The organism is Ruegeria discodermiae (assembly GCF_030758345.1).
Classification (GTDB): domain Bacteria; phylum Pseudomonadota; class Alphaproteobacteria; order Rhodobacterales; family Rhodobacteraceae; genus Ruegeria_C.
Genome location: NZ_JAVAMO010000001.1, coordinates 881387 through 899009, shown reverse-complemented (window position 1 = coordinate 899009; position 17623 = coordinate 881387). Strand labels below are relative to the sequence as shown.

General features: G+C 60.4%; 18 protein-coding genes and 1 other RNA gene. 11 read left to right on the top strand and 8 right to left on the bottom strand.

The genetic code is table 11. The features are described from left to right. From Q5Y75_RS04460 to Q5Y75_RS04435, 6 genes are all read right to left on the bottom strand, one after another. Positions 1 to 432, bottom strand: coding sequence for an ester cyclase (locus tag Q5Y75_RS04460; RefSeq protein WP_306194718.1), 432 nt, complete (start codon positions 430 to 432; stop codon positions 1 to 3). Positions 433 to 559: 127 nt separating this feature from the next. Further along, positions 560 to 1846, bottom strand: coding sequence for a spondin domain-containing protein (locus tag Q5Y75_RS04455; RefSeq protein WP_306194716.1), 1287 nt, complete (start codon positions 1844 to 1846; stop codon positions 560 to 562). A 202-nt stretch (positions 1847 to 2048) separates the two neighbouring features. Then, positions 2049 to 2423 carry a hypothetical protein gene (locus Q5Y75_RS04450; RefSeq protein ID WP_306194714.1) on the bottom strand — a complete coding sequence of 125 codons (375 nt, stop codon included), beginning with the start codon at positions 2421 to 2423 and terminating at the stop codon, positions 2049 to 2051. Between the two features lie 130 nt (positions 2424 to 2553). Then, positions 2554 to 2902: a transfer-messenger RNA gene (gene ssrA / locus Q5Y75_RS04445) on the bottom strand. A 424-nt stretch (positions 2903 to 3326) separates the two neighbouring features. Further along, positions 3327 to 3965 carry a TenA family protein gene (locus Q5Y75_RS04440; RefSeq protein WP_306194711.1) on the bottom strand — a complete coding sequence of 213 codons (639 nt, stop codon included), beginning with the start codon at positions 3963 to 3965 and terminating at the stop codon, positions 3327 to 3329. A 58-nt stretch (positions 3966 to 4023) separates the two neighbouring features. After that, on the bottom strand, positions 4024 to 4761 hold the full coding sequence (locus Q5Y75_RS04435; RefSeq protein WP_306194709.1) for a FadR/GntR family transcriptional regulator: 738 nt from the start codon (positions 4759 to 4761) through the stop codon (positions 4024 to 4026). A gap of 79 nt (positions 4762 to 4840) precedes the next feature. Between Q5Y75_RS04435 and Q5Y75_RS04430 the strand changes: the two genes are divergently transcribed. The 5 genes from Q5Y75_RS04430 to acuI are packed head-to-tail and all read left to right on the top strand — an operon-like array spanning position 4841 to position 9006. Further along, on the top strand, positions 4841 to 5632 hold the full coding sequence (locus tag Q5Y75_RS04430; protein WP_306194708.1) for a DUF2182 domain-containing protein: 792 nt from the start codon (positions 4841 to 4843) through the stop codon (positions 5630 to 5632). A 4-nt stretch (positions 5633 to 5636) separates the two neighbouring features. Next, a complete protein-coding gene (locus tag Q5Y75_RS04425) occupies positions 5637 to 6341 on the top strand; it encodes a DUF1326 domain-containing protein (RefSeq protein WP_306194706.1) in 705 nt (234 codons plus the stop codon). Further along, the gene (locus Q5Y75_RS04420; protein ID WP_306194704.1) at positions 6341 to 6847 is read left to right on the top strand and encodes a DinB family protein; all 507 of its coding nucleotides are present in this window, start codon (positions 6341 to 6343) and stop codon (positions 6845 to 6847) included. Before Q5Y75_RS04425 ends, Q5Y75_RS04420 begins: the two co-directional genes overlap by 1 nt. Position 6848: 1 nt before the next feature. Continuing rightward, complete coding sequence (locus tag Q5Y75_RS04415) at positions 6849 to 7952, top strand: dimethylsulfoniopropionate demethylase (RefSeq protein WP_306194702.1); 1104 nt, start codon at positions 6849 to 6851, stop codon at positions 7950 to 7952. 58 nt (positions 7953 to 8010) lie between these two features. Next, positions 8011 to 9006: an acryloyl-CoA reductase gene (gene acuI, locus Q5Y75_RS04410; RefSeq protein WP_306194700.1), complete on the top strand. Its 996-nt coding sequence runs from the start codon at positions 8011 to 8013 to the stop codon at positions 9004 to 9006. Positions 9007 to 9019: 13 nt separating this feature from the next. Here acuI and Q5Y75_RS04405 read toward each other — a convergent pair whose 3' ends face one another. Further along, positions 9020 to 9403: a VOC family protein gene (locus Q5Y75_RS04405; RefSeq protein WP_306194698.1), complete on the bottom strand. Its 384-nt coding sequence runs from the start codon at positions 9401 to 9403 to the stop codon at positions 9020 to 9022. A gap of 133 nt (positions 9404 to 9536) precedes the next feature. On the opposite strand from Q5Y75_RS04405, the gene Q5Y75_RS04400 reads away from it, so the two are divergent. The 5 genes from Q5Y75_RS04400 (at position 9537) to Q5Y75_RS04380 (ending at position 15109) form a co-directional block, all read left to right on the top strand. Continuing rightward, entirely contained in the window at positions 9537 to 10760 is a 1224-nt protein-coding gene (locus tag Q5Y75_RS04400; protein ID WP_306194696.1) for an aminotransferase class V-fold PLP-dependent enzyme, read from the top strand. 48 nt (positions 10761 to 10808) lie between these two features. Further along, positions 10809 to 12233: a cryptochrome/photolyase family protein gene (locus Q5Y75_RS04395; RefSeq protein ID WP_306195694.1), complete on the top strand. Its 1425-nt coding sequence runs from the start codon at positions 10809 to 10811 to the stop codon at positions 12231 to 12233. A gap of 74 nt (positions 12234 to 12307) precedes the next feature. Then, positions 12308 to 13516, top strand: coding sequence for an SAM-dependent methyltransferase (locus Q5Y75_RS04390; protein WP_306194694.1), 1209 nt, complete (start codon positions 12308 to 12310; stop codon positions 13514 to 13516). Between the two features lie 17 nt (positions 13517 to 13533). Further along, entirely contained in the window at positions 13534 to 13974 is a 441-nt protein-coding gene (locus Q5Y75_RS04385; RefSeq protein ID WP_306194692.1) for a TrgA family protein, read from the top strand. Positions 13975 to 13999: 25 nt separating this feature from the next. Further along, a complete protein-coding gene (locus tag Q5Y75_RS04380; RefSeq protein ID WP_306194690.1) occupies positions 14000 to 15109 on the top strand; it encodes an NUDIX domain-containing protein in 1110 nt (369 codons plus the stop codon). 52 nt (positions 15110 to 15161) lie between these two features. Here the strand turns inward: Q5Y75_RS04380 and Q5Y75_RS04375 are convergent, their stop codons facing one another. Further along, a complete protein-coding gene (locus tag Q5Y75_RS04375) occupies positions 15162 to 16046 on the bottom strand; it encodes a LysR family transcriptional regulator (RefSeq protein ID WP_306194687.1) in 885 nt (294 codons plus the stop codon). A gap of 95 nt (positions 16047 to 16141) precedes the next feature. Here Q5Y75_RS04375 and glyA point away from each other — a divergent pair, with 95 nt between their 5' ends. Beyond that, positions 16142 to 17449, top strand: coding sequence for a serine hydroxymethyltransferase (gene glyA, locus Q5Y75_RS04370; RefSeq protein ID WP_306194685.1), 1308 nt, complete (start codon positions 16142 to 16144; stop codon positions 17447 to 17449). Positions 17450 to 17623: the final 174 nt, after the last annotated feature.

Sequence of the window (17623 nt, the reverse complement as noted above, 5' to 3'; positions counted from 1 at the left end):
TCAGGCCCAGTCGAGCCGTTGACCCGTCATGCAAACCGGCAGCGTATCGGCGGGGAACTGCCCCAATTGTTCGAACAGCGAGACGAAGTCGAACTGGTTATAGGCTTCGACCACCTTATCGTCCTTGAATCGCGCCATCACCTGACCGGTCACCTCGATCGGCGCGCCATTATCCGCCCGCGAGGTGTTCACATGCAGGATCGCGGCCACCCAGTCGCCATTTTCGATGGTTTTGGGCATGTCTACACGGATGTCCCCCACATGGAACCGGAACGCGGTGACCAGATCGCGAAAATCGTCGGCCCCCACCTGCATCTCGGGAATGATCCCCTCAGCCGCGGTTTCAGGGGCAAAAAACTGATCTATCGCGTCCAGATCCCCCTGCACCCAGACCTGATCATACCATTGCTTTAGCACATCGGACTTCGTCATGCTCACCTCCAGCCTTGCAGGAGCATCTTGGCGGCCATTGGTGAACAAAAACTGAATCGCGCCGGAAGAATGACCCGACGCGATTCTTGGGTGGCCTGCGGCCCGGGGGAGGCCGTCAGGACCGAAATTACTGGAACAGGAAGTCTTCCTGCGTCAGATCCTCGGAATGTACACCGGCCAGAAACAGCGAATCGCCGCCGCCAAAGTTCAGCGCGACGCCGTAATAGCTGTCGCGCGCGCTGTGCAACACGGAATCGAAATCCTCGATGGCTTCCACATTCAGCGCCAGCCGGTCGTCACCGCGACTGTCGAAATCTCCGATCACGTCGCGCCCGTCTCCGGTGGCAAAGACAAAGATGTCGTCACCGGCATTGCCCTTGAGCGTGTCACGGCCAGTGCCGCCAGCGATCAGGTCATTCCCGGTACCGCCAGCGATCACATCGCGCCCGTCGCCGCCAAACAGGTTGTCATCATCGGCTCCGCCCTTGATCAGATCGCGGCCCGAACCGCCCGCGATGTCGTCATTGCCGCTGCCGCCAAGCAGGATGTCGCGGCCCGAACCGCCATCAATCAGGTCATTACCACGACCGCCGCGAATGAAGTCGCGGCCATCCTCGCCATTGAGCACGTCCCAGCCGCGCCCGCCGAAAATGATATCGCGACCCGCGCCGCCATCGATGAAGTCATCATCCCGCCCGCCGATCAGGATGTCCGAGCGATCGCTGCCGGTCTGGCGCGCCACGGTGTTCACATGCACGGTGGCCAGATCACTGTCGGGGCGGGTGAAATCGGCGGCGATGGGATCGACCGTTTCGCCAAAGGCATTGGTGCCGCCCAGAATGATCTGATCGCCGCCGGGATTGCCGAGCGAGCCGTTGAAGCCGGGATGCACGGTCACCACGCCGCCTTCGGTGATGCCGGTATTCGGCGCTGTCTGATTGATGAAGGCGGCATCCTGTTCGGTGTTCACCTCGGTGCCCGCGTCCCGCACGCTGCCGCCATCGAAATTCAGGGTCTGCGGGCCGAGGAACACGCCGTTTTCGTCAAATATCTGTACAGCGTTCGCTGTGCCAAAAAACGCGTCATTGGAGGGCAATACCATGGTTGCCACGCTGAGATAGCCGTTGGATGCGCCATCCACGTCGATGGTTTGCGAGGCGATCTCGCGGGCGGCAATGGGGCCTCGCGCGGCGGCGATATTGACGCTCTGACCGTCTGCATCCGCAGCCTGCAGTTCCCCGGCAAGGACCGCGTTGTTGCCGTCTTCGGCCAGAGCCTCCAGCCCGGCCGACGCTTTGCCGCCCAGATCGTAAATATCGAAACTGTTATCGTGGAACCCTGTGAAAAGCGGTGTGACGGCGATGCCGCCAAAGTCAGAGGTGTTGCGTACAGTTACGCGTATTTCTTGTGTCATGAGAGCCTCGCTGAGTGGGAAATAGTCACGGCAAAACCATGCAGCCCACAGGCGCGATTTAGAATTCAAAGCTCTTCACGCTAAGGTTCCCAGTCTTGATGGGAGATTGCGGGTCAAAGAGACATATCTGTAGCTTTTGGGTGGTCGAACCGCAGTCGTCTGAAACCGCGCCCCACAGTCCGGTGCACCACCCTCGGCTGGCTTACTTTTTTCTGAATGCGGCGTTTGCCATTGCCTCTATGGCGTTCATCCGTGCCATGACCTGTTTCACTTCGATCTGCATCTTTTGGATTTCGGCCCGCTTGGCGAGCGAGCTGGACAGTTTTTCCACTTTTTTATGGAGTTCCTGGGTCTCTTTTTGTCGTACCTTTTCAACATCTTGATTGAACCTGAACGTCTTGGCTGTATCGACCTTGTGTTTCTCCATGACTTTGGCGATTTTCATCATGTCGGCAGAGTTGGTCATGTTCTTCTGGAAGACTTTGATCATGTCCTCGCTCAACTTGAGCCGTTTTTCGAGTGACTTGATCTGCTTTTCCATATCCTGGATTTTTTTGTCGGACGCGCTGGCTGCCATCGTCTTTCCCCCATTTTGACGCAACAAAAGAACGCTCTGGTGGCGTTGGTCAGAAAAGCTAGCCGGTCAAACCGTCTCGGCCAAGACGCTTGGCATGTTAATTTTTCTTAATGTTTGCGATCGAAAGTGGAATGCAGGTTTCTGTTGCCAGGTACCTGCGAACCCCGCCTTACGCGGCTAGGCGCAAGGGCTTAAGTTTCGGTCTGGTTACTGCTTACGCAGCAACGGCAACCGGAGCACGATTGTCATTTGCAATTGTACTGTTCGGGCCGATACGGTGGCACCCCGCCGAGACAAAGCTAACCCCTTTAGACGTCCGTCGATCCTGTTTCGACCCCATGATCCCCAAATGAAGGATGTTTGGTGGAGTCGCCGGGTACCGCCCCCGGGTCCGATCCGTTTATTACGAGCGCGTTTATGTCCATAGTTCCCAAGGGAACAGAGCGAATATAAGCGCATGCCCTGCGGATGCAAACCCCCCAAGATGAGGGGGCAAGCGGAAAATTCGGGCCTAGCTCGGCATGGCTCTCGATTTTGTGAAACCTGCGTCTAAACGGCGAATCGGGGCCATATGAGCCGGGTTTCAAAGACAATAATGTCAAGCCAAGATTAATTGTTGCTGAGATGTCACCAAACTGCGACCAAACCCCGCTGCTCAACCTATGCGCTCTTTTTCCAGACGCGTTTTACGGTTACTGTCCTGTGGCCGGTAAGTCTAAGGGGGACGAGGTCCATGGTCTTGCCGTGCCTCAAGTTGGTACGGCGGCACAGTCCTAACCGGCAAATCTAAGTAGAGACCAGACCTGCGCTGGCTTTGCCGCGCAGGTCGCCCTCTGCAATCTCTTGAGTTATCGGCGCTGAACGCCGCCCAGATGTTGCGACCGGTCGAACACTTGCGCCGGTCTAAGCAGCATAGGCGCTGTCAAAGAAAGCACGCTCCAGCGCGACGGCACGGGTGAAGAGCCGGGTGACCTCACCCTGTGCTTCGAGGGTCAGATCGGGCCAGACCTTGTCCAACTGATCACGCAGATAGGCCACGACCGCCTCAAACCCGTCCCCCGCATGCAGGGTGATCCATTCGGCGAACCAGAAGGGTAGGTCATCGGCGGGCGGGTTTTCGGGCGTGGCCCAGTCCAGATAGATCCATTCGGCCACGACCAGCACAGCCAACATGTTTTCGTACCGGCCCGAGGCTGCGGCTTCGGCCATCAGGTCCTGAAAGGCGCGGGTGACCGGGGCGGGGTCTGTGCTGGGGGTGGCGTCCAGCGCCTCAAGACTGCGCAGGAAATAGGTGTTCTCCGGCCCCGTGATCACGGCCAGAAACTGCGCTGCCGGAACCGAATCGGCGAGGCTGGGCGCATGCGCGATGGCGCTGGCCAGCAGGCGCACGAAGCCGTCCACGAATTGGTAATCCTGCTGCAGATACCAGCGCATCTTGTCCAGCGGCAGCGTGCCGTCCGACAATTCGCGGCAAAAGGCATGGGTTGTGGCGGCCTGCCAATCCTCGGCCACGGCCTGTTTCAACTGATCGGTGGGGCGCATGTCCTGTCTCCGCCTGCGTGTTACCTGCCGCGAGACAAAGCGGATTTTTAGCGCGGGTTCAAGAGGATGCCCTGGCGGCGCGCGCGGCCATCACATCTCGGGCGAGGGTGCGGGTATAGTCTTCGAGCCGCAGCAGAACCGCATCAGCGGTCGGGCCGTCGCCCGCCTCGATCGCGTCGGCCAGTTCGGTATGCATGGCTACGATTTCCTCGCGCGAGCGGGCGCTGAAGGTGATCATGTTCATCAGCGGCTGCATCGCCTCGACCGCGCCCGCCAGTTGATAGGACAGCACCGGATTGCCCGCGCCGTCGACCAGCGCCCGGTGTACAGCCACGTCCGAGGCGCAGAAGGCCTCATCGGTCAGGCCGGGTTGTTGCTGGCGGTGAATCTCGGCCCGCATCGTCGCCAGATGATCGGCGCTGCGGCGCTGCGCTGAGAGCGGTGCGCAGGCCCGCTCCAGCGCAAACCGCGCCTCACACGCCGTATCAAAGCTGACCGCATTCATACTGAGCAGCAACGTCGAAGTGGTGATCTGCTGGGCATAGGCATCCTCGAAACTCAGCCGATTGACGAAGGCCCCGCCGCTGGCACCGCGCTGGGTGCGGATCAGTGATTGCGCGGCCAGCCGCTTCAAAGCCTCGCGCACCGTGGGTCGTGAGACGTTGAAATGATCGGCCAGTTCCGCCTCAGATGGCAGGCGTTCATCCACGATCAGATCACCACCGATGATGGCGTCGCGTATCGCGGCGGCAATCTGGGCGGAAAGGTCGGCAGGTTTGCTGGGATCAATTTTCACGGGGCAGACTCAGATTTTATTTGTCTGACATTTAAAAGTCTGACATTTGAATTGCAAGAACTGAGTCGGGGAGGGACACGTGTCTGCCGGATCGATACGCAGCATTTTGTGGCTTGGCTTTTATGGCCTGATCCTGTGGGCGTGGTGGTTCCTTTATTCCATGAGCGTCGGGATGGATCTGGACCTGATCGGGCGACCGGGTCCGATGGGGCAGGCGATGGCGGCAATGGACCCGCGCATGGATATGGTGATGCCCATGGCCGAGTTCGGGCCGCTCTTCTGGATGTGGGGGGTGATGATGGCGGCGATGATGCTGCCCACGCTGGTGCCGACCCTGCGCAGTTACGAGGACCTGATAGTCAGTGCTGATGGCACGCGGGTCGGGTGGGTGGGCGTTGTGTCCGGGTACATGCTGGTCTGGGTTGGCTTTGCTGCATTGATCACCGGCGTGCAATTGGCGCTGCTTTTTGGTGGTGTGGTCGATATGCTGGGCATTGCCAAATCACCGCTGGTCGCCGCTGGCCTGCTGATCGTCGTGGGCGCGTTCCAGTTCACCCGCGCGAAAGAGGTCTGCCATGGCGTTTGCCATGCGCCGATGACGTATTTTCTGGGCCATTGGCGCACCGGCTTTGCTGGCGGCCTGCGCATGGGTCTGGGGCTGGGCGCGTTCTGTATGGGCTGCTGCTGGGGCTTCATGGCGCTTGGTTTTGTCGGCGGGGTCATGAGCCTGTTGTGGATGGGGCTCGCCACGCTGTTCATGGTCCTCGAAAAACTGCCGCAGATTGGCCATGTGGTGACCCGCCCCATGGGCGTCGCGCTGATCGCGGGTGGTCTCGCACTTCTCATCTATCCCGTCATGTTCGGAGGATAACCTTATGGCAAAGAACAGAAAACCGGATGCCGATCGTCTGCCGATCAGCCAACGCATCGACAGCCGCATGCCGAACCCGAAACGGCGCGAGATGTCGCCGACCGAATGGGCGATCAAGGGCGAGTTGATCCTGAACTGCTCCTGCGACGTGTTCTGCCCCTGCGTGGTTTCACTGGGCGCGCATCCCCCGACAGAGGGCCATTGCCACGCCTGGATGGGGATCATCATCGATGAGGGCCATTACGAGGGCGAGGATCTGTCCGGCCTCAATGTCGGCCTGCTGGTCGATATTCCGGGCCGCATGGGCGAAGGTCAGTGGAAGGTCGCGGCCTATGTGGATGAGCGCGCCAGCGGCAAGGCGTATAATGGTATCCTGCAGATATTCAGCGGTCAGGCGGGGGGCACCACGGGTCTGTTCACGATGTTGGTCAGCGAGATCATCGGAGCCGAACGCGCACCCGTCGAGATCGAGCGCGACGGCACCAAGCGGCGGATCATGATCGGGCGCAAGATTCAGGGCGAGATCGAGATGATCGGGGGCAAGGATGCCGAGCATCCAGTCATGGTCACCAACTCGAAATACTGGATGGGGCCGGACATCATCGTCGCCAAGGGCACTAAATCCAGGGTGCGCGACTATGGCCGGGTCTGGGATTTCGGCGGCAAATCGGCCGAGATCTGCCCCATCGACTGGCACGGACCAAAGTGATGATCACCGGGGACTATGCCCGCGAGATGGCGCGCTATGGCCATTGGCAGAACACCCAGCTTGCGGGGTTTCTGCAAGCCTTGCCGCAAGAGGAACTGACGCGGGATCGCGGGGCGTTCTTCGGCTCGATCATGGGCACGGCGAACCACCTGCTCTGGGGTGACTGGATCTGGATCTCGCGTTTCGACAAGGGCGAGGGGCCGGGTGGCGGCATTCCCGAAAGCGTCTCGCTCTGCGCTGATCTGGCCCAGTGGCTGCCCCTGCGCGACAAGATCGATGCGCGCATTGCCGATTGGGCGTCAGGGCTTGGGGATGGGCCGCTGAGCGGGACGTTTTCCTGGTATTCGGCGGCCAAGGAGGCGGATGTCGTGAAGCCTCATGCGCAATGCGTGATCCACATGTTCAATCACCAGACCCATCACCGGGGCCAATTGCACCAGATGCTGACCGAGACCGGCTCGGCAGCGCCGGTCAGCGATCTGGTCTTTATGCCCGAGGAGGCCTGACATGGCGCAGATTTCCCTGTCACACCGCTTGCGGCGCACCCCCTTCTCGGACGGGGTCGAGGCTGCCGGTGCCAAAGCCTACACCGTATATAACCGGATGCGGCTGCCAACGCTGTTCGAGAGCGTCGAGGCCGATTACCGCCACCTCAAGAGCCATGTTCAGGTCTGGGATGTCTCCTGCGAGCGTCAGGTGGAACTGCGTGGCCCGGATGCGGCGCGGCTTATGCAGATGCTCACCCCGCGCGATTTGCGCGGCATGTTGCCCGGCCAGTGCTATTATGTACCCATCGTCGATGAGACCGGCGGCATGCTGAACGATCCGGTAGCCGTGAAACTGTCCGAGGATCGTTACTGGATCTCGATTGCCGACAGTGATTTGCTTTTGTGGGTCAAGGGGCTGGCGAATGGCTATCGTCTGGACGTTCTGGTTGACGAGCCGGATGTCTCGCCACTGGCTGTGCAGGGACCAAAAGCCGACGATCTGATGGCGCGCCTCTTCGGGGATCGGGTGCGCGATATCCGGTTCTTCAGGTTCGACATGTTCGAATTCGAAGGGCGCGATCTGGCCGTTGCGCGGTCGGGCTATTCCAAACAGGGCGGCTTCGAGATCTATGTTGAGGGCGGTGAAATTGGCATGCCGCTCTGGAACGCGCTCTTTGCCGCCGGTGAGGATTTGCAGGTGCGCGCGGGATGTCCGAACCTGATCGAGCGGATCGAGGGCGGGCTGCTGTCTTATGGCAATGACATGACCGACGACAACACGCCGCATGAATGCGGTTTGGGCAGGTTCTGCAACACCCACACCGCGATTGGCTGTATCGGTCGCGATGCGCTGCTGCGCGTGGCTAAGGAAGGCCCGGTGCAACAGATTCGGCCGATTGCTATCGAAGGCGATCCGGTGCCGCCATGCGAGCGCGCGTGGCCCGCCTATGTCGGTGACAAGCGGGTCGGGCAGGTGACCTCTGCCGCCTGGTCGCCGGATTTCGACACCAATGTCTCGATCGGCATGCTGCATCTGAGCCATTGGGACCCCGGCACCGCGCTGGAAATTGAAACGCCTCAGGGCATGCGCCCCGCAATCGTGCGGGATCGCTTCTGGATATAGGGGGCTCTGCCCCGTCGCGTCGCGACACCCCCCGTGATTTTTTGAAAGGATGGCTGAGATGTTCAACGCATTGGTGATGGAAAAGGACGAGGAAAGCGGCAAGGCGAGTGCCGTTCTGAAGCAACTGACCGAAAGCGACCTGCCGCAGGGTGAGGTGACGGTTGCGGTGGAGTATTCCACGGTCAACTACAAGGACGGGCTGTGTCTGAGCTCGCATGGCGGCGGGCTGGTGCGGAAATATCCGCATGTGCCGGGTGTGGATTTTTCCGGCACGGTCGAGGCCTCCTCGGATGATCGCTACAAACCCGGTGACAAGGTGGTGCAGACCGGTTGGCGCGTGGGCGAGGCGCATTGGGGCGGCTATGCGCAGAAGGCCAATATGCGGGCCGACTGGCTGGTGCCTTTGCCCGATGGGCTGAGTTCCCGTCAGGCGATGGCGGTGGGCACCGCCGGGCTGACCGCGATGCTGTCAGTGATGGCGCTGGAGGATCACGGGCTGACGCCCGGCCATGGTCCGGTTCTGGTTACGGGGGCGGCAGGTGGTGTCGGCTCCGTCACCACAGCTATTCTGGCGCATCTGGGATATGAGGTCGCGGCGGTGACGGGGCGTCCCGAGAGCGCTGACTATCTCACGTCGCTTGGGGCGACCCAGATCGTTGCGCGCGAAGAGCTGAACGAAACGGTCAAGCGTCCGCTGGAGAGCGAGAGCTGGGCAGGCTGTGTCGATGCAGTGGGTGGTGCGATGCTGGCCCGCGTGCTGGGCCAGATGAAATATGGCGCCTCGGTTGCGGCGGTGGGGCTGGCCGGTGGCGCGAACCTGCCGGCTTCGGTCATTCCGTTCCTGCTGCGCGGGGTGAACCTGCTGGGCATCGAGTCGGTCATGCAGCCCTATGACAATCGGCTGCGGGCCTGGCAGCGCATCGCCACCGACCTGCCCATGGACAAGCTGGAGGCGATGGTGCGGCCCGCGACCCTGAGCGATCTGCCCCAATTGGGGGCCGACATCCTCGCCGGGCAGGTTCAGGGCCGCGTTGTTGTGGATGTGAACGCCTGACGGGCCGATTGGCTCAGTCGGGATTGGCCTTGAAGAAGCCCAAAGAGTTGCCGTCGGGATCGGTTGCGTAAAAGAAACGACCCGGCGGAATCTCGATGATGTCGGATGTGACGCGGCCTCCGGCCTCAAAAACGCGATCCATCACCTCTTGCAGCGTACCCTCGGCGGTCAGGTGCAGCGTCGGGCCTCGCCCGTCGCTGGCCGGGGTGCCGGGATAGAGGTGCAGGGCGATACCGGTCTTGGGGTCTTCGGGCTGGAACATGGCCACCGGATTGGGGCCGCTTTTGTCGATCGAAAGATCGGCGCCGGTTACGCGGCTATAGAAGGCAACCGCCTTGTCGAGGTCGCTGACCGGCACTTCACCCCAGACCAGAAAATCCTTGGGTTGAAAGCTCATTTCACATGCTCCTGTATGTGTGGAATGGCAGTAGATTGTCATGAGCTGATGTCAGAATCTGTCATCAGGATCGCTCTTGACCGCGCTGCCCGCGATCTGCATCCATTTCGCAAACCCAAGCCCCGGAGCAGTCATGGCCCTAGATACCGATTTCGTGCGCGCGCAATTCCCCGCCTTTGCCGAGCCGTCCCTGCAGGGACAAGCGTTTTTCGAGAACGCGGGCGGGTCTTATACCTGCCGTCAGGTGATCGACCGGCTGACGCGGTTTTATACCCAGCGCAAGGTGCAGCCCTATGCCAGCTATGATGCCAGCCGCCTGGGCGGTGAAGAGATGGACGAGGCGCGGGTGCGCATGGCGGCCTTGTTGGGCGTTGAGAAGGATGAGTTGAGCTTTGGCCCCTCGACCACGCAGAACACCTATGTTCTGGCGCAAGCGGTGCGCAAATGGATGCAGCCGGGCGAGGCCATCGTGGTCACCGATCAGGATCACGAGGCCAATAGCGGGCCGTGGCGGCGCTTGGCTGAGGATGGGATCGAGATCCGCGAATGGCGCATTGATCCCGAGACCGGGCATCTGGACCCCGAGCAGCTGGAAAACCTGCTGGACGAGAAGGTACGGCTGGTTTGTTTTCCCCATTGCTCGAATGTGGTGGCTGAGATCAACCCGGTGACCGAGATCACCGCGATTGCTCACGCCGCCGGGGCGTTTGTCTGCGTCGATGGCGTCTCTTACGCGCCGCATGGCTTTCCGGATGTGGGCGCGCTGGGGCCGGATATCTACCTGTTTTCTAGCTACAAGACCTATGGCCCGCATCAGGGCTGCATGGTGATCCGGCGCGCCTTGGGCGAATTGCTTCCCAATCAGGGGCATTATTTCAACGGTGATACCCTCTACAAGCGCTTCACCCCGGCGGGCCCGGATCACGCGCAGATCGCGGCCTGTGCGGGCATGGCGGATTACGTTGACGCGCTCTGCGATCATCACGGTGGCCCGGTTGAAGGTGCGGCGGCACGCGGCGCTTTTGTGCATGACTTGATGCGGGAGCAGGAGGTTGCGCTGCTGCAACCGCTGCTGGACGCGGTGAAAGATCGCAATTCGGTGCGCCTGCTGGGTCCCGACCGGGCGGAACTGCGCGCGCCGACCGTTGCCCTGTCGCTGGATCGTCCCGCCCAACCGGTCGCCGCTGAATTGGCGCAACACGGGATCATGGCGGATGGGGGCGATTTTTACGCGGTACGCCCGCTGGCGGGAATGGGCGTCGATCCGGCCCGCGGCGTTTTTCGGATGAGCTTCACGCATTACACCTCGAAGGCCGAAATTGACCAGTTGATCGAGGCACTTGACCACGTTTTGTGATCCGGCCTCGCGCCGCCGCCGTATCAAGGATAAAGCGGCGGGGGCATGATGGACGGGCAGCGTTCACCGATCATTTTCTGGTTCAGGCGTGATCTGCGGTTGGCGGATCATCCCGGGTTTCACGAGGCGTGTCGCAGCGGTCGTCCGGTTCTGCCGGTCTTCATCGCCGACGAGTCCGTTGCCGAACTTGGCGCTGCACCGAAATGGCGACTTGAACGGGGTCTTGAGGCCTTCTCGCGCGCGCTGGAGGGTCGGGGCAGCCGGTTGATCCTGCGCCGGGGTGACGCCGCGCAGGTTTTGCGTGATGTGCTGCAAGAGACAGGGGCAAGCGCGGTCTGGTGGACCCGTCTCTATGATCCCGGCGCGCAGGCCCGTGACAGCGCGATCAAATCGGGGCTCAAGCAAGAGGGCTATGACGCGCGCTCGTTTGACGGGCATCTTTTGTTTGAGCCCTGGACCGTGCGCACCAAGACCGGCGGGTATTTCAAGGTCTATTCCGCCATGTGGCGCGCCGTTCAAGGGCTTGAGGTCGCTGCCGCGCTGCCGGAACCCGCCCGCATCGCAACGCCCGCGGCTTGGCCTCATTCAGAACGGCTTGAGGGTTGGGAACTTGGCGCTGCAATGAACCGCGGCGCTGCGGTGGTCGGCGCGCATGTCTCCGCAGGTGAAGCAGCGGCGCGGGTGCGGCTGGATGCCTTCATCGAAACCTCGATCGACGGCTACAAGGCGCAGCGCGACTATCCCGCGATCGACGCCACATCAGGTATGTCCGACTACCTGAGCCTTGGCGAAATCAGCCCAAGGCTGCTGTGGCTGGCGGGGCAGCGGGCAAGGACGGAACACAAAAACGGGGCCGAACACTTCCTCAAAGAGGTGTCTTGGCGCGAATTCGCCTATCATCTGATGTACCACGCGCCCCATATGCTGGATGAGAACTGGAAAGAGGGCTGGGACAGCTTTCCATGGCGCACCGACCCTGATGCGCCCGAGGTTCTGGCCTGGAAAAAGGGCCGCACCGGCATACCTTTTGTAGATGCGGCCATGCGCGAGCTTTATGTCACCGGACGCATGCATAATCGCGCCCGGATGATCGTGGCAAGTTACTTGACCAAGCATCTGATGACACATTGGAAAATCGGCATGGACTGGTTTGCTGATACCCTGGTGGACTGGGACCCGGCCTCAAACGCGATGGGCTGGCAATGGGTCGCTGGAACCGGCCCCGACGCCGCGCCGTATTTCCGGGTCTTCAACCCAGAGCTACAGCAAAAAAAGTTCGACACTGACGGGGCTTACGTGGCGCGGTGGCTGGCGGAAATGCAGGCCGACCCGCCGGATACGGCGCTCAGCTTTTTCCGGGCGGCGCCACGCTCATGGGGCCTTGCCCCCGATGATCGCTATCCTGACCCGGTCATGGCGCTGGATGAGGGGCGTAAGCGGGCGCTTGCCGCCTATCAACTAAAGGGAGTGTAATCGTGTTAAAACAAACGCTTGCCTGAAAAACCAACTCGAATTAGCCTTGTAACGCACCGCGATAGGGAGAGCGGATGATCCTGACATCGACCCATGGGCAAAAAAACCTGCCCAGATATTTTACGCAAGTCATGAAACTGCTCGAAACCATGAATGCCGGGCGGCTCGATATCGTGCTGCCGGATGGGCGGGTGTTCCGGTCCGAGGGCAAACTGCCTGGCCCGGTCGCGCAGATCGATGTGCATGATCCGGATATCTTTGCCCGGCTGGTCCGCGAGGGCGATCTGGGCTTTTCCGACGCCTATCTGGAAGGGGATTGGAGCACACCGGACCTGCGCGCCTTCATGGATCTGGTGCATCTGGGCAATGAAACGGTCTATGACGGATTCACCGGACAGTTCCTGGCCCGCGCCTATGAGAGGCTGCGGTTCTGGTTGCAGCGCAATCACCGCCAACAGGCAAAGAAGAATATCTCGTACCATTATGATCTGGGCAATGACTTCTATGCGGCCTGGCTGGATGACACGATGACCTATTCCAGCGCCATCTTCGAGACCGGGCAGGAAAGCCTGGAAAAAGCGCAGATCGCCAAATATGCCAGTCTGGTCGATGAGATGGGCGCGAAACCCGGCGATCATATCCTTGAGATCGGCTGCGGCTGGGGCGGGTTTGCCGAATATGCCGCGAAAGAGCGTGGCTTGCGGGTTACCGGCCTGACCCTGAGCCAGGAACAGTTGAAATACGCATCAGAACGCATTGAAAAGGCAGGTCTATCCGATCATGTCGAATTCAAGCTGCAAGACTATCGCGATGAGCGCGGCAGCTATGACGGCATCGCCTCGATCGAGATGTTCGAAGCGGTGGGCGAGAAATACTGGCCGGTCTATTTCAACACCGTGCGCGAGCGGCTCAAGCCCGGCGCGCAGGCGACGCTGCAGATCATCACCGTGGCGGATAAGCGCTGGGAGATCTACCGCAACGGTGTCGATTTCATCCAGAAATACATCTTCCCAGGCGGCATGCTCCCGGCCCCGAAAATCCTGCGTCAGCAGGTGGATATGGCGGGGTTGAACTTCGTCAGTTCGAAAGAGTTCGGCAAGAGCTATGACCTGACCTTGCGGCGCTGGCACGAGACCTTCAACGAGAAATGGGAACAGATCGCAGCCATGGGGTTTGATGAGCGGTTCCGCCGCATGTGGAATTATTATCTGACCTCCTGCGGAGCGGCCTTTGACACCGGCACCTGCGATGTGACACAGATTACCTTAGCAAGACCAAGCTGAGCAGGATCCAGGACAATATGCCCGACGCCGCCCGACTCGTCGCCGCCACTTGTCTGGCGCTGATTGCGTTCATCGTATCGGGGCAGATTATCCCGCTGATGCCCGAAGGGCTGGATTTCGGCTATTTCACCTATGTGAATATGGGGCTCGGCATTCTCGTCGGCTGGATCACGATGGGCAAACGCGCAGGCAGGGGTATCACCAATGCGATCAATAACGGCATTACTGGAATCGTCGTTCTGGTCTTCTGGGGGCTGTTCGTTCAGGGCTGTTATGAGATGTTCCGACAGGCGATGCGCAACCGCTATGGCGGGCCCTTCGAGGCCATCGGCGCGATTTTTCGGATCGGGATCGATTACGCTTACACGATCGCAGTGCCGAACGTTATCTTGACGCTGCTGATTGGCGGAGTTCTCGCCGGTCTGGCCACCGAATTCGCATGGCGCAGATGGCGCTGAACCCTCATTCAACGGTCCTCCTGTTTTGAAAAACCTGTTCTTTTACGGCACGCTGCGGCATCGCCCCTTGCTTGAAATTGTTCTGGGGCGTTCGGCGGAGCAGATTGATTTGGTCCCGGCCCATCTGCCCGATCACGCCGTGCATTCCGTTGCGGGGCAGCCCTTTCCGATGATCCTGTCAGCCGCCGGTCAATCCGCGCCCGGCCTGCTTGTGCGGGGGTTGTCCGCCGAAGACCTGAGCCGGATAGAGTTTTATGAGGGCGGGTTCGATTACGCCCTGTCGGTCCGTCAGGTGATTTGTGAGGACGGGTCAAGCGCGGCGGCGGAACTGTTCTTTCCTGATCCCGATCTCTGGCAGCCCGACGCGCTCTGGTCGCTGCAAGGTTGGGTGGCGCAATGGGGCCAGCTTTCCGAATATGCCGCGCAGGAAGTGATGGCGTTTTATGGTCGGCGCAGTGCTGAAGACGTGGCGCGCAGCTTTCCGGCGGTCCGCATGCGCGCCGCCGCCCGGATCGCCGCCGAAGCCCGGTCCGCCCCGCAATCGCGTGAGGTGGTCGTCCACAGCTATCATCGCGCCTATCAGGGGTATTTTGCGGTGGATGAAATGCAGGTTCAGCACCAACGCTACGAGGGTGGCATGACACCTATGCTGGGGCGCAGCGCACTCATGCAGGGCGCGGCGGCGGTGGTGTTACCCTATGATCCACAGCGCGATTGCGTGTTGCTGGTCGAACAGTTCCGCGCGCCGGTCTATATGATCGGCGACGCGGCGCCCTGGATGTGGGAACCTGTGGCTGGCATGGTTGATCCCGGCGAAACCCCCGAGCAGGCCGCCCATCGCGAGGCGCGGGAAGAGGCGCATGTCGCGTTGCGCGGGCTTGAATGTGCCGGGCGGGCCTATTCCTCCAGCGGGTCCTCGACCGAGTTTCTGCACCTTTATGTGGGCCTCGCCAATCTGACCGAGACCACCGAAAACGGCGGGCTCGACGGTGAGGGGGAGGATATCCGCAGCGCGATCCTGTCTTTTGACGAGCTGATGGCAAAGGTGGATGCGCATGAGGTCAAGGACCTGCCCCTGCTGTCGATTGCCCATTGGTTGGCCCGCCACCGCGACCGCCTGCGCGAAGAGCATTGACGACGACGGCAATTGATCGCGCAAAAGTTCAATGCCGCGCCGTTAGCGATCGTCAACTCTTGCCCTTAAGCTCGGAAACGAGGGCAAGGACTTGCTCTGTCTCAGGCCGCTGACGGGATTTATACGGCATGCGAATGATCAGAAAGCGACCGGTTTCACATGATTTCTCATGTGCCTTCACAAGTGACCCTGCCTCCAACGCGTCTTCTATCAGGCACACGTGGCCGATCAAAACACCTGCACCGGCCTTCGCCTCTTCAACCGCGAGACTGTAGAGTGAGAATTGCGGACCCGCCTGCGGATTTGTTAGCCGTTCACCACTCGCTTCGGACCAAGTCAACCAATCCTCGATCCAGGTCTGATCGTGCAGCCTTGCGACGCTATCAAGATCCGCAGCGCTGTCCTTTAGCGACGGGGCGCAGACTGGCATGATTTCATCCGGGCAAATACAGAACTGATCCCGCGACCCGTCGGGCAGGCCCATGAAGATCGACATATCAAACAATTCACGCCCCAGGCTCGGCGGGCTTTCCATCGCCGTGACGGAAAAGTTTATGTGCGGGAACGCGGCCCTTACCTGAGCAAGTCGCTTCGGTAACCACAGCTGCGCCACTGACGGCAGCGCCGCGATGTGAAAGTCGGCATCAGGTTTGAGATCGCGAAGGACGCGCGTTGCATTTGCCAACGCGTCGAAAGCCAAACGAAACTCCGGCAAGAGCGACACACCCGCCTGGGTCAGTTCGACCCCCTTTGCGTTGCGGCGGAAAAGCGGCGTTCCTGCCCATGTTTCCAGTGTTTTCACATGTTGCGAAATCGCGCCCGGAGTAACGTTCAATTCCTCTGCCGCAGCGACAAAACTGATATGGCGCGCAGCAGCCTCGAATGCGCGCATGGCGTTCAGGGGCGGTCCTTTGGGGCGCTTGGGCGCGACGCTCATTGCATTAGCCTTAGTTTTTCTACGCCAAGTTTTAGCAAATCTGCTTTGCGCTGTCAGCGTTTGCGCGCCAGATTGCCCCAACAGGAGGATCAACCATGACACTAGCACAACGGGATTGGGTGCCCGGCACCAGCGAAACTCTGGTTCAGAAGATTGCGGCCAAGGCTGCGTTAACGTCGTCAGCGGACCTTCTTACCCGTATCGAGCAGCTTGCCGAGCAGAACCGGGTGATCCACGAGGAAGAGTGTTTCAACCTCAACCCCGCAACAAATGTGATGAACCCAAAGGCTGAGGCGCTGTTGTCTTCTGGCATCGGTTCGCGGCCTTCGCTGGGTTATCCTGGGGACAAATACGAGATGGGGCTGGAGGCGATTGAAGAGATCGAGATTATCGCCGCTGAGCTATGCGCCGAAGTGTTCGATGCCGAGTTTGCCGAGGTTCGCGTTCCTTCGGGCGCCATTGCCAACCTTTACGGGTTTATGGCGACCTGTAGAGCCGGTGACACAATTATTGTCCCGCCCGCGTCGATTGGCGGGCATGTCACGCATCATTCGGCGGGATGCGCAGGGCTTTACGGTTTGCGGAGCATCGAGGCTCCGGTCAATGCAGATGGCTACACGGTCGATCTGGATCACCTCCGCTCGCTGGCGCTGAGGGAGCGGCCCCGGCTGATGACGGTCGGGGGCAGCTTGAATCTCTTTGAGCACCCAGTCGCGGAAATCCGTGCCATCGCTGACGAAATCGGTGCAAAAGTCATGTTCGATGCCGCCCATCAATGTGGCATCATCGCTGGGCGGGCATGGTCCAACCCTTTGGCGGAAGGGGCGCATTTCATGACCATGAGCACCTATAAAAGCCTAGGTGGACCCGCTGGCGGTTTGATTGTGTCAAACGACGCCGAGATCTCCAAAGCGCTCGACGCGATTGCCTTTCCCGGCATGACGGCGAATTTCGACGCGGCAAAGACCGCTGCTTTGGCTGTGACCATGCTGGATTGGAAAGATTTCGGCGTTGCCTACGCAAGCGAGATGATCGCGACGTCCAGAGCGCTGGCAGCTGCATTGGATAACAAAGGCGTGCCGGTCTTTGCCGGGAAGGAAGGCTTTACAAACTCGCATCAATTCGCCGTTGTTGCCGCGCCCTATGGCGGTGGTCAGGCGGCCTCGAAGAAACTGCGCCAGAACGGTTTCCTGGCCTGTGGCATCGGTTTGCCAATCGCACCCGCGGCAGGTGACATGAATGGCCTGAGGATCGGCACGCCTGAACTGGTCCGCTGGGGCATGACCTCCGGTGACGCGGACCGTTTGGCAGACTTGATCAAGCGTGGCTTGGTTGAAGGCGGGATCGGCAACGAGGTCTCAGAATGGCGGCGCGAGTTTGACACCTTGCACTTTGTTCACTGATCCCGAAGCGGGCATTGAGACCTAGTGTGTGGACAACTGATTTGTCCAGCATTCCGGAAAAGTGAATTCCGTTGACACTTGCGAAACGGTGAACCCTGTGCGGCGCGCGCATTTTGCCAATCTACCGAGTCTGATCGGCGTTTGTCGTGATTGCGCGGATGGGCCTTTTCCCAT

What these genes read in the sequence shown, in the direction of transcription:
- Q5Y75_RS04460 (WP_306194718.1), bottom strand. Translation starts at nt 432, where the DNA reads ATGACGAAGTCCGATGTGCTAAAGCAATGGTATGATCAGGTCTGGGTG.
- Q5Y75_RS04455 (WP_306194716.1), bottom strand. Translation starts at nt 1,846, where the DNA reads ATGACACAAGAAATACGCGTAACTGTACGCAACACCTCTGACTTTGGC.
- Q5Y75_RS04450 (WP_306194714.1), bottom strand. Translation starts at nt 2,423, where the DNA reads ATGGCAGCCAGCGCGTCCGACAAAAAAATCCAGGATATGGAAAAGCAG.
- Q5Y75_RS04440 (WP_306194711.1), bottom strand. Translation starts at nt 3,965, where the DNA reads ATGCGCCCCACCGATCAGTTGAAACAGGCCGTGGCCGAGGATTGGCAG.
- Q5Y75_RS04425 (WP_306194706.1), top strand. Translation starts at nt 5,637, where the DNA reads ATGGCAAAGAACAGAAAACCGGATGCCGATCGTCTGCCGATCAGCCAA.
- Q5Y75_RS04420 (WP_306194704.1), top strand. Translation starts at nt 6,341, where the DNA reads ATGATCACCGGGGACTATGCCCGCGAGATGGCGCGCTATGGCCATTGG.
- Q5Y75_RS04415 (WP_306194702.1), top strand. Translation starts at nt 6,849, where the DNA reads ATGGCGCAGATTTCCCTGTCACACCGCTTGCGGCGCACCCCCTTCTCG.
- acuI (WP_306194700.1), top strand. Translation starts at nt 8,011, where the DNA reads ATGTTCAACGCATTGGTGATGGAAAAGGACGAGGAAAGCGGCAAGGCG.
- Q5Y75_RS04405 (WP_306194698.1), bottom strand. Translation starts at nt 9,403, where the DNA reads ATGAGCTTTCAACCCAAGGATTTTCTGGTCTGGGGTGAAGTGCCGGTC.
- Q5Y75_RS04400 (WP_306194696.1), top strand. Translation starts at nt 9,537, where the DNA reads ATGGCCCTAGATACCGATTTCGTGCGCGCGCAATTCCCCGCCTTTGCC.
- Q5Y75_RS04395 (WP_306195694.1), top strand. Translation starts at nt 10,809, where the DNA reads ATGGACGGGCAGCGTTCACCGATCATTTTCTGGTTCAGGCGTGATCTG.
- Q5Y75_RS04390 (WP_306194694.1), top strand. Translation starts at nt 12,308, where the DNA reads ATGATCCTGACATCGACCCATGGGCAAAAAAACCTGCCCAGATATTTT.
- Q5Y75_RS04385 (WP_306194692.1), top strand. Translation starts at nt 13,534, where the DNA reads ATGCCCGACGCCGCCCGACTCGTCGCCGCCACTTGTCTGGCGCTGATT.
- Q5Y75_RS04375 (WP_306194687.1), bottom strand. Translation starts at nt 16,046, where the DNA reads ATGAGCGTCGCGCCCAAGCGCCCCAAAGGACCGCCCCTGAACGCCATG.
- glyA (WP_306194685.1), top strand. Translation starts at nt 16,142, where the DNA reads ATGACACTAGCACAACGGGATTGGGTGCCCGGCACCAGCGAAACTCTG.